Source organism: Acidobacteriota bacterium, from assembly GCA_016196035.1.
Lineage (GTDB): Bacteria > Acidobacteriota > Blastocatellia > RBC074 > RBC074 > JACPYM01.
Genome location: JACPYM010000016.1, coordinates 17,252 through 27,608 on the forward strand (window position 1 = coordinate 17,252; position 10,357 = coordinate 27,608).

The 10,357-nt window shown below is 56.5% G+C and carries 8 protein-coding genes; 6 read left to right on the forward strand and 2 right to left on the reverse strand.

All coding sequences use genetic code 11. The features are described 5' to 3' along the window. Positions 1–65: 65 nt before the first annotated feature. Complete coding sequence (locus HY011_05920) at positions 66–1,019, forward strand: bifunctional riboflavin kinase/FAD synthetase (GenBank protein MBI3422457.1); 954 nt, start codon at positions 66–68, stop codon at positions 1,017–1,019. 167 nt (positions 1,020–1,186) lie between these two features. Here the strand turns inward: HY011_05920 and HY011_05925 are convergent, their stop codons facing one another. Beyond that, on the reverse strand, positions 1,187–2,236 hold the full coding sequence (locus HY011_05925; GenBank protein ID MBI3422458.1) for an alpha/beta fold hydrolase: 1,050 nt from the start codon (positions 2,234–2,236) through the stop codon (positions 1,187–1,189). Positions 2,237–2,445: 209 nt separating this feature from the next. Here HY011_05925 and HY011_05930 point away from each other — a divergent pair, with 209 nt between their 5' ends. From HY011_05930 to HY011_05940, 3 genes are all read left to right on the forward strand, one after another. Further along, complete coding sequence (locus tag HY011_05930; protein ID MBI3422459.1) at positions 2,446–3,351, forward strand: hypothetical protein; 906 nt, start codon at positions 2,446–2,448, stop codon at positions 3,349–3,351. Between the two features lie 108 nt (positions 3,352–3,459). Further along, positions 3,460–4,539 (forward strand): zinc ribbon domain-containing protein, encoded by a 1,080-nt coding sequence (locus HY011_05935; protein ID MBI3422460.1) that lies wholly within the window; start codon positions 3,460–3,462, stop codon positions 4,537–4,539. Then, the gene (locus HY011_05940) at positions 4,539–5,477 is read left to right on the forward strand and encodes a zinc ribbon domain-containing protein (GenBank protein MBI3422461.1); all 939 of its coding nucleotides are present in this window, start codon (positions 4,539–4,541) and stop codon (positions 5,475–5,477) included. The genes HY011_05935 and HY011_05940 overlap by 1 nt, the downstream gene beginning before the upstream one ends. A gap of 169 nt (positions 5,478–5,646) precedes the next feature. Here HY011_05940 and HY011_05945 read toward each other — a convergent pair whose 3' ends face one another. Further along, positions 5,647–6,552 (reverse strand): hypothetical protein, encoded by a 906-nt coding sequence (locus HY011_05945; protein MBI3422462.1) that lies wholly within the window; start codon positions 6,550–6,552, stop codon positions 5,647–5,649. Between the two features lie 359 nt (positions 6,553–6,911). Here HY011_05945 and HY011_05950 point away from each other — a divergent pair, with 359 nt between their 5' ends. Together HY011_05950 and HY011_05955 are read left to right on the forward strand one after the other, a co-directional pair. Then, positions 6,912–9,563, forward strand: a complete 2,652-nt coding sequence (locus tag HY011_05950; GenBank protein MBI3422463.1) for a hypothetical protein — start codon at positions 6,912–6,914, stop codon at positions 9,561–9,563. Between the two features lie 154 nt (positions 9,564–9,717). Next, the gene (locus HY011_05955) at positions 9,718–10,170 is read left to right on the forward strand and encodes a hypothetical protein (GenBank protein MBI3422464.1); all 453 of its coding nucleotides are present in this window, start codon (positions 9,718–9,720) and stop codon (positions 10,168–10,170) included. The last annotated feature ends 187 nt before the right edge of the window (positions 10,171–10,357 follow it).

A 10,357-nucleotide genomic window follows, 5' to 3' on the forward strand; every position in this document is an offset into this window, starting at 1 on the left:
TAGTCGCGGCGATTAGGCCAGGCAACTCCAAACTACCGGCTACCGACTACTGACTACTGACTACTATGAATATCTTCCACGACATTGAGCACGCAGAATTGCAGCGCCCGACGGTGACGACGTTGGGCGTCTTCGATGGTTTGCATTTGGGCCATCAGGCCATCGTGCGAATGGTCGTCGAGCGCGCGTTGCTGCGGGGTGTGACGCCGACGCTGATTACGTTTGATCCGCATCCGCGTCAGGTGCTGCGGCCCGATACGGCGCCACCGCTGTTGCAGACCTTCAACCAAAAGATGGAAGGCTTGCGGCTGCTCGGCTTGCAACAGGTCGTCGTGCTCAACTTCACGCCGGAGTTGGCAGCGCTCTCTGCCGAAGAGTTTGTGCAACGCTTTATCTGCGATGCCCTGCAAGCGCGCGAAGTTTATCTGGGCAAAGGCTTCGCGTTTGGGCACCAACGGCGCGGCAATATCGAATTGTTGCTGCAACTCAGCCAGCGCCTCGGCTTTCACGCCGCCGAAGTCCCCGAAGTGCAATTGCGCCAGCAGCGCATCAGTTCGACGCAAGTGCGCCGCCTGTTGCAAGCGGGCCGTGTCAACGTCGCGCGCCGCATGTTGGGCCGCCCCTACGGCATCGAAGGCGTCGTCACGCGCGGCCACGGCATCGGCAAACAACTGCTCTATCCCACGGCCAACCTGGCGCTCGAAAATCGCGTGCTCCCGGCGGATGGCGTTTACGTCACGCTGACGCTGGTGGACGGCGTCTGGCGGCGCAGCGTGACGAACATCGGCAAACGCCCGACCTTTGGCGGCGAGGTGGCATCGAAGGTCGAGACGCACCTCATTGATTTTGACAGCGATCTCTATGACCAAACGATTCGCGTGCGTATGCTGCATCGCTTGCGCGGCGAAAAGAAATTCAACGGCATCGAGGAATTAAAAGCACAGATCGGGCGCGACCGCGACCGCGCGGTGCGCTATTTTGAGTCGGCGCTGGTGCAACGAAATCTGAGCTTTTCGTGACGGGCCAGTGCGTCAAAGGAATTTGCCTGCCTCTTTGCTTACCGCAAGCATTCTCCATTCTTCATTCTCAATTCCTGGCAGAGAGACAGGCTGACGAAGTTTGCCCGCTGCCAGAGAATGGAGAATGAAGAAAGCTCTGAGAGCCAAGGCTAACATTACCCTGTCTCTCACACACCTGCGCTAATCAACCGGCAAAACTCGACGGCGCGATTCTCGGCCCAGGCGCGATCTTCGTCCGGCTGCTTGATTCCGCAAAAGGCCACGTGCCCGCCATGCGGTGTGCCCACCAGATGCACGTTGGGATTGCCCGTCAACCGCGCATCACTGAAGGAAGCGTAAGGAATGAATGGATCGTCTTGCGCGGTGATGATCAGCGCGGGCACTTGGATATTGGGCAAGTGCGGCAAAGCGCTGGCGTGCTGGTAATAGCCCCGTGCGCCGTCAAAGCCGTTGTGATGCTGGTACGCTTCATCCCAATCCCACAGGTGCCTGATCGTTTTTAGCGGCGTGATGTCATAGACGCCGGGAAAGAGCCGCGCCTTGGCGCGCAGCGTGCGGCGCAGGCTGCGCAGAAAGCGCAACTCATAAATCATATTCTCGCGGCGCATAATCGCCCGTGAACACTGCTCCAAATCAATCGGCGGACTGATGGCCACGACGCCGCGCAATTGCGGCGGGGCGGCTGCGCCCAACTCGCCCGCGAATTTCAGCGCCTGATTGCCGCCCATCGAGAAGCCCGTCAGAAACAGTTGCGGCAAGCCGTCCTCTTCGATCAATTCGCGCGTCACATGATGCAAATCCGTCGTCAGCCCCGAATGATAAAGCGTCGGCGTCAAATGAATTGTGCCGCCACAATTGCGCACGTTGAAGCGCAGCACGTTGAAGCCGGCGGCAAAGGCTTTGTCGGCCACCCCCAGTACGTAGCTCGCCTCGGCGGAACCTTCCAGCCCGTGAATGACCAACAGGGTCGGCGCGGCCAAGCGCTGCGGTTGCCAGTGGCAATAGGCCACGACCGTCGTGTGCGCTTCGGTGCGAAAGACGCGCCGTTCGGCGGGTTGTGCATTCAAGGCAAAACGGCGCGGGCGTTTGGAACCGAGGATGGTCATCGCGTGGGCGTTGCGCAGCGCCAGCGGAGCGATGAAAGGACGGGCCGCAAGGCGCGCGGTGAAGGTTTGGAAAAGGTTTTGGTGATAGGGCGGCGCTACGGTTTCGATCATTCTGATTACGGTCAAAGCCACCCTGGCTCGACGGGAACCGTGAGCCAGGGTGGCGCTTGCATTTCACTGGTGCCCGCGTGAAGATGCGGCACGTCACCCACAATTTAGCACGAACCATTTAGCCCGAACCATGCGCCAGCGCCTGCGTATTTGTGGCAGCGCTAGCAGGCGGGCAGGCAAGCGGCATTTTCCCTAGGCGAGGTTAGACCATGCAGCAGACTTGTTCCAAATGCGGCGCCGTCGCGGCGGTGCCTTCCAAATTTTGCCGCAACTGCGGTGCGCCGCTCCCCGAAGCCACGGCAACCGAAGCACCCACGCGGCAATACGGCAGGCAAACGCCTGCGGCGGATGTGCCGCCCACGTCTTCGCCTTTTGCCGGGCCGTATACCGCGCCCGGTCAACCGCCATCGCCCAGCGTCGCCGATGCTTTTACTCCTGACACGACACGGCTGCAAAACCAATCTGCGGTGCCGCCGGGCGGTCAGCCTTACGGGCAAGCTTATGGCCAACAGTACGGGCAACCACCCATGCCTGCCGCCTATCCATCGGGCAACCCGGTTCCCTATCCGCTGCAACCGCCTCCCAAATCGAATTGGTGGAAATGGGTGCTGGGCTTTGTGCTGACCTCGCTCTTGGTGTGCGGCGGCTTGCTCGGCTATGCGTTCAAACGCGCCAGCAATGCGGTGCCTCAGGTGCAAAAACAAATCGAGGCCGCCATCGCCGAGGCGCAAAAGGAAGCCGACCGCGCCGCCCGTGAAAGCGGCAATACACCGAATGGCATCCCGCCACCGCCGCCACCCGCGCCCGGACAAGGTACGCTGCAAAGCTTTGATCAACTGCGGTATCCCAAGGCTGAAGAAATCAATCGCACCGAAGCCTTCGGTCAACACGTGCTGACCATGAAGACCAGCGACAATGTGGACACGGTCAAAGCTTACTACGAGAAAAAATTTGGCCGGGCGCCCATCGAATCAAAAGAACAAGGGCGCAAGTCCGTGGTCTTTATCCATAAACCCTATATGGTGACGGTTGGCAACAATGCGGAAGATGCGGGGCAAACGACGATCACTCTCATCCAATCCAGCTTCATCCCGCAGGTCAACCCGCAACAATAACGCGCGCCGCCGCCAACAAAGCCCGAACAAATCGGGGCAGCAGGCGTATGGCGCATTGTCCATTCGGACAAATTCAGGCACCACGTGCGAAGTTCGAGGTAAGCGCAAATGCAACACTGTTCAATCTGTCATTACGAATCGCCTGAGGGCGCCAAGTTTTGCCGCCAATGCGGCGCGCCGCTCTATGCCGAATCCGAGTTGTCCGGCGCCGACACGCGCAATTATGGCCGCCAGGAGGGCGCACCGGCGTTTTCAGCCCCCTTGCCAAAACCCGCACCCAGCGTCGTGGATGCGTTCGGATCAGAGACAGCGCGCTATTACAAAGCGCCCTCCTCTGCCGGAGTCGGCACTTCGAACTTGCCGAACGTTGCGCCCATGTATGCGCAAGCCGCGCCAGTTTACATGCCGCCCATTCACAACACTGCCCCGATCAAACACAAGAAGCGCCGCCTGCTGAAATTGGCGGGCGGATTTTTATTGTTGATGATGGCAGGCGGCATTGGCGCGGGCATCAACCAGGAATCGAATCGCGGTCGCAGTTGGCTTTCCAACGAAGACCGCGCGCGGTTGGAACGTCTGCGCACCGAGGATCGGCTGAACAACACGCTGACCGGGTCTATCAGTGAGCGCGCGAACCGCATGCGCGAGGACTTGGAGCGGCGCATGGAAGATGTCGAACGCGCGCGCGAAGAGGCTGAACGGGCCGCAGAGCGCGGTTTGACGGGCCTGGATGAAAAGCCGCTCGATCTGAAAGATTATGAATACCCCGGCGCCACCAGCGGCCAATACAGCCGCATCCCCGGCAAGGAATTGACCACGCTGCGCACCAAAGACGATTTCGAGACCATCGTGCAGCATTACCAGAGCAAGCTCGGCAAACCGTATGTCGTGCTGAACGACCGCAACAACAAACGCGCGCTCTTTCAATCCGCTGGCACGCCTTCGGTCACTGTGCTGGTGCAGGAAACCAACGACCGCAACCGCGAAAAGATTTTCGCCATGCGCTCGCCCTTCCGCTTCCCCAAACCGCAAGGCGCGCTGACCAGTCAGCCCGAAGTCGCTAACGGCGAAACGATCATCGTGACCGATGGCAAAAAGGTGCTCACGGTTGATACCAAACCGGCAAAACCCGCGCCTGTCACGCCGCCCGCGCCCGTCAAACCCGCCCAAGTACCGGAGAATCGCTGATGCAACCCTGTCCGACTTGCCAATTTGAATCGCCGCTGGGCGCGAAGTTTTGCCGCCAATGCGGCGCGCCCCTCTTGACCGGAATGCCTGCTGAGAATGAGCTGTCCGGCGCGGCCACGCGCAATTACGGCCGCCAGGAACCCGCCTTCGCTCCGGCTGGTTCCGCGCCCTTGCCGCCCAGCATCAGCGATGTCATTTCGTCGGATACCGCACGCTATCAGCAACTGCCGCACGCCATGCAAACTCCGCACGCGTTTATGACGCCGGGGGCGAATACCGCGCCGATGCAGCGCCGGTTTTTCACCAAAGGCAGACACTGGCGCGTGCTCGCGTTTTTCCTAGTGTTAATGGTGGGCATTGGGCTGGGCCTGATTTTTGCGCACGTCAATGGCGAAGACCCCGTCACCGACCCAGTCGAATTGGCGCGCATGGACGCCCAAGCCGCCGAGATGGCGCGCAAACAGGAAATGGCGGATCGCATCCGCGAAGCCCAGGATCGCGCCCGCGAAGCCCAAGACCGCATCCGTGAGGCCGAGCAACGCGCCCGCGAAGCGGCGGAACAAGCGGCGGCCTCAGGCGCTTCCCTCGCCCCCGGCGATGCCAAACCGCTCGACCTGAAAGAGTTTGAATACCCCGGCGCGGCGACCGGCAATTACAGCCGCATCCCCGGCAGCGAGATGGTGCAAATGCGCTCCAAAGATTCCTTCGACACCATCCTCCAGCATTACCAAAAGAAGCTCGGCAAGCCGCTGATGTTGATGACCGACGATGACGACAAGAGCGCGTTTTTTCAATCCACCGCCGCCCCCGCCGTCTTCGTCTCCATCGAAAACGATGAGGACAACGATGGCTTTTGGAAGATCACCATCACCCGCGCGCCCTTTCAATTCCCCCAACCCGACGCGCCCAAACCGCCCACGGCTCCCGCCAAACCGTAACAGCTTTTGCCCCCTGGCAAGACAGTCTGGCTCCCCCGCACGAGTAGCGCGACCTGCTGAGGCTGCGCGGCTTCAGCAGTCACATCCCTGGCCGTAACGCGAACCAAGGTCGTAGCTGCTGAAGCCGCGCAACCTCAGCAGGTCGCGCTACTCGTGCCTGGCGTTTTTTCTACGCCCGCTCAAGATAACCATTTGAGACAACCTTGAGACAGACGCGCCCGACCTCGCTGTCGGTGCGCTCGTTGATCGGCTTCACCACAATGCCCTCGCGCACGTGATTTGCCCCCGCGATCAAGCTCGAGCCTTCTGCCATTGCCAGCACCGTGGGCAGATCGAACGGCAGCGCTTCAGCCAGACAAGGCACCCACGGCAACGCCGCGCCGATCACGCGCGCGGCGGCGGGCGCAATCCATTCCGTCCCGCGCAACAAGTCGAACACGGCGATGCGCACCTCATTTCTGTCCGCGCCGTATTTCAAATCCTGCACCTGCCCGTAGATTTCACCATACACGGTCAGGTCAGGGTGGGCCTCACAGAAGGCGGCAATCTCTGGATGCGCGTCGAGCGCGCGCCACCAAAGGCTCAGCGGCTCCTGCCGTTTCCAAGTCGTGCGGCTCCCGGCGTGCAGCGCGCCATTCACCCAACAATAGCGCGCGTTGCAACCGTGAATCTTTTCCGTAATCCACACCGGCTCGCCGGGTACGAACAGATGGCCGTAGCGCCGCAGCGAATCCACGTCATAACTGGGATGGTACCCGCATGGGGGACGTTCATTCGCGCCTTCATAAAGCGGCAGCGGCGGTTCATAATGCGTCACGCCGAAATACTCGGCCAGGTCGTCGCCGGCACTCGCTCCGGCAGGCGCGGGAATGAGCAGCCCCATTGAAACCACGCCGCGCAGCCGCTTGACCTTGATGCGCTCCTGGGTGCGGCCTTCTTTCGCCAGGAAGGCGAATTCCGGGCGCGTGGTGTCCACGAGGGAATCCGGCGGGATGTACGCGCCCAGCATCCCGTCGTGCCAGTCCGCCGTTTTCACACAAGCGGTATAGCCGCCGAAAATGGTAACGACCGACAAGCTGTCGGCATTCGGGTGCGGCTGCAACGTGACGGGAACGACTTCGACTTTATGCGTACTTTTTTTTCCATTATAGCCTATAATGCCCCTGCCATTCAGGCAGTCAACAACGTAAACGAATCGCCCCACGCACCGTTAACGTTTCGAACAACAAGTTTTTCGGTTATTGCCTTTTCTGTTGCCAGAAAAGGAGGGTAATGTGTTGAATCGTTATTTCGCAGGCCGCCTCGTCAAATACTGTGGACATTTTTTAGACGAGGAATAAAGCCTTTAGCTGCAACGACAGCGGCTTATAGAATTAATTCAAAGTAAGCGCGCAGGCTGACTTTGGAGAAATTCGCCGCCAAAAAGCTAAGTCGTTGAACCTGTTGGCGCTTCATCAAGAAAAACTGTCCACAGTATTGCTCGTCAGAAGCTTCGTTTTTTCAGTCGCAGTTTTCATGCTGATCTCGTGCCTTTGGCGTTTGCTACCAGCAGCGCATTACGCGGGCGTTCCTGCCACCAATAGCGTAGCTCATGCGCAATCTTCTGAGCCGACTAGCCATTTCCGCATCTATGCTCCTTACTGGTCTACCGAAGGCTCCATGTCCGCGACTATTTACGTTCGTAATGTCCACACTACAATGATTTGGGTTACTCCTAAGCTAATATTACCCAATCGTACGCTCACGTTCATCACGAGACCAATCATCCCACAATCAACTATCAGTTATGACGTAGCTGGTCTTTTGGCTTCCTGGGGCGAATCCCTGAGCCAGAACGGCGGTACTTCTCTGGATTTCGATGCGCCCTCAGCAGGCGCAATTAATGCGTATATTCAATGCACTGATACACGTCAGAGCCTTAACTTTAATTTCCCGTTCATGCAGACTCATACAGCTTCGCTCGGTGCGCTGGACGCGGTGGCCTTGCTTTACCGCAGCGGCTCAATTGCGAATGTAGCGGTACAAAATCCGACTGACACAGCAGTGACCGTCAACATTAGCTTCAACCTGCCAGGCGGCTTACCCGTCACCGTCCAACGACAATTAGCGCCAAGTGCTTCTGCCACCATTCAATTCCCCCTCCGCAACAGCGATATCGGCAATCTCAGTTTCCCCACGACCGCCGGGCTACGGGTTGAGTCAGTTGTCGAGCCGCGCCCACTGATCGCGCAAGGCTGGGTCGCGGATGCATCCATCGGCTTTTCTTTGCCGCTGACCTTTCACGGCCCCTCTCAGTGCGTTTGTGCTGACGGAAGTCAACATTTATACGGGACAGGCATTCCACTCGGCGTAGGCGCAATGATGGGCATGGCGCCTACTACGACATCTTTCACTCCGTATGTTGCTTTGCGCAACCGCAGCGGGGCTGAAATCTCGCTCAGGCCAAAAGTGAGTTGGCAAACCTCCAGCGGGCAGCAGAGTAGCTTATTGCCGGAAATTAGCTTGAAAAGCGGTGCGATGCAGTTGCTCAATCTAAGCCAGCAACTCAGTAGCGGTATTGGAAGGACGGTTGAGTTGAATGCCGATTTGAATCTCGATCTCGCTTATACGGGACTGCCTGGCAGCTTGGTCGCCGAGGTTGCCAGCCTCGATCAACTTGGCTCTTTCGTTTCACCCGCCTCGCTCATTTGCAATGGTAAGCGCTCCGCAAACATGGCATTTTGGCGTACGGATGGGGATTGGCACAGTGCCATAATGTTGCAAAACATTGCCACTGAGCCCAACAACGTCGAAGTCAAAATCAGTTACGGAGCCAGTGTTTATACGATGAACCAATCGCTGGCGCCGGGTGAAACCACCGGCATCTCAATCAATAGCCTGCAAGCATCCGGTGTCATCCCGGCTTCAGCGCGTACGGGCGGCATCAATATTTGGAGCCAAAATCTCAACAGCGGTTTAGTGATGAATGCCATGGTCGTCAATCCTGTCTATAAAACCTGTGGCGCCTGCGATTTGTGGGGCTATGTCTGGGGCTGGAGTCTGTATGGCCCAGGTGAATACGAGGTTGGAGATCGAGTGCGGTTAAATATGGAAGTTAATTATTCCAATGGATACTTTGCCCAAGACAGTGTGCTAGCGTATGGGAGCAGCAATCCTTCCGTTGCTGGAATCTCTGGTGATACCATCATTTGTCAGTATGCTGGCACGGCCAGTTTTTCGGCCATCAGTACAAACCGATTTCCCAAAGACGCTGAGTGTCGTGAAGAAGGTTATTTGGAAGCAAATGGGCAGGTGAAAGTGCTTCCGAAATTCGATAAATATCCGTTGCTACCACCTGTTTGTACAGATGGAGATAACAACGCACGATTTGGCGTTACCGTCATTGGCGCAGACCCAAATGACCCTGATATTAAATATGAGTGGTCATACAGAGCATTGTCCGGTGGTGGAAACAACCCTAAGGTCACATTTTCTAGCCCAAATAGCTATGTGACCAACGCAGACTGTCACTGGTATGCTTACCCAGACAGTGAATGCGGGGCAGGACGTATATCCACTTATGACATACTGTGCAAAGTAACCTATGATCAGGGCAGAAAAACAAAAGAATTGCTAAACTTACTTCAAGTCGAGGCTGGACCTGAAATCGCAGGATACGCGCCTCCGCCTTCCATAGATGGAAATCCTAGCACTGGTCAAGACTCTGTCACAGGTAAGTTTGTCGTTACTGGCCAAGGCGGGCTGGCAAGAATCCCGAGTGGTGTTCAGATTTGGATAAACCCTGCAAGTCAGTTCTTTACTAAGGTCGAAAAACACGAAAACGTACATTACAACCAGTGGTTGACAGGCATAATGAAAAGTTATTTTACGGTTGATGGATTGATGGCTGAGTATGGGAAGTTACGAGAAAACACCCAAAGTGAGTTAGCCGTAAAAATACTCGTGACAAAATTCCTGTGGGTCCAAAATGAAACCGACAGATGGGCACGTGAGATAAGATCTCAGTCTGAGAATGAAGCTTTTGCCGTGTCAGACTCAGAAACTCCAAGATACTATTATCAACGGTGCGGACGCTTCGGCGAGTAAAGTGCGCTGAATCTCAACTCGTTTTATGTTAAAGAAGCTAATTGCAGCAATCGTTACCAGTCTAGTCTCAGTCATCCTTTGGGCCCAAACGCCCGCACGGCGGGATTGGGGTGAATTCGCCGCTAGAAGTCAGCTAGTAGCGCTTGTGGAGGTTATGGGCAAATCGCCAGTAGTTCGAGGCGACGAGCTAAAAGAGGATGCGCGCAAGCTGGCTAACGGGGAAAGCGCAGTCAAGCATCCAGATAACAGCTTAATTGGCTACCTTGTTACTTGCAAGGTATTGCAAACAATAAAACAAGCTAAATCAGTCAACAGCAAAGACGTAGTTAACATACTCCTCTCGCCAGCCGAGGTTATTGAAGGTGGGGCGCCTTTTGAAAACAAAGCTAAGCATTTGGTTTTTCTTGTTCCAATCGATCCCGATACGAAAAAATACGCCAATGCACTTATTTTACGGGAGGCCCTCCCGTTAGACAAACAGCCAGCATTCGACCCGAAAGAGCATTTTAGAACTATTAAGGGCGGGTACACTTCTAAAGTAACCACTGCTAACTTTAACGAAATCGACCGAATAATTGAAATGGTTAAAAAGCCTCGGCCAGAATAAGTCACGACTGGCGTGGCCCGGTTTTTGACCGTCGCATCCAATATAGGTACTTGATTAGCGGCTCGCTTTGATTTTGCCGATTGTGTGTTGAGAGTGTGGTAGTTGAATTTAGCTTTAGGACGTATTTACCGAGGCAAGCTGTTGTGGCAATGAGGTCGCAATCAGGTGGGTCAGTTTTTCCAGCACA

What these genes read in the sequence shown, in the direction of transcription:
- HY011_05920 (MBI3422457.1), top strand. Translation starts at nt 66, where the DNA reads ATGAATATCTTCCACGACATTGAGCACGCAGAATTGCAGCGCCCGACG.
- HY011_05925 (MBI3422458.1), bottom strand. Translation starts at nt 2,236, where the DNA reads ATGATCGAAACCGTAGCGCCGCCCTATCACCAAAACCTTTTCCAAACC.
- HY011_05930 (MBI3422459.1), top strand. Translation starts at nt 2,446, where the DNA reads ATGCAGCAGACTTGTTCCAAATGCGGCGCCGTCGCGGCGGTGCCTTCC.
- HY011_05935 (MBI3422460.1), top strand. Translation starts at nt 3,460, where the DNA reads ATGCAACACTGTTCAATCTGTCATTACGAATCGCCTGAGGGCGCCAAG.
- HY011_05940 (MBI3422461.1), top strand. Translation starts at nt 4,539, where the DNA reads ATGCAACCCTGTCCGACTTGCCAATTTGAATCGCCGCTGGGCGCGAAG.
- HY011_05955 (MBI3422464.1), top strand. Translation starts at nt 9,718, where the DNA reads ATGGGCAAATCGCCAGTAGTTCGAGGCGACGAGCTAAAAGAGGATGCG.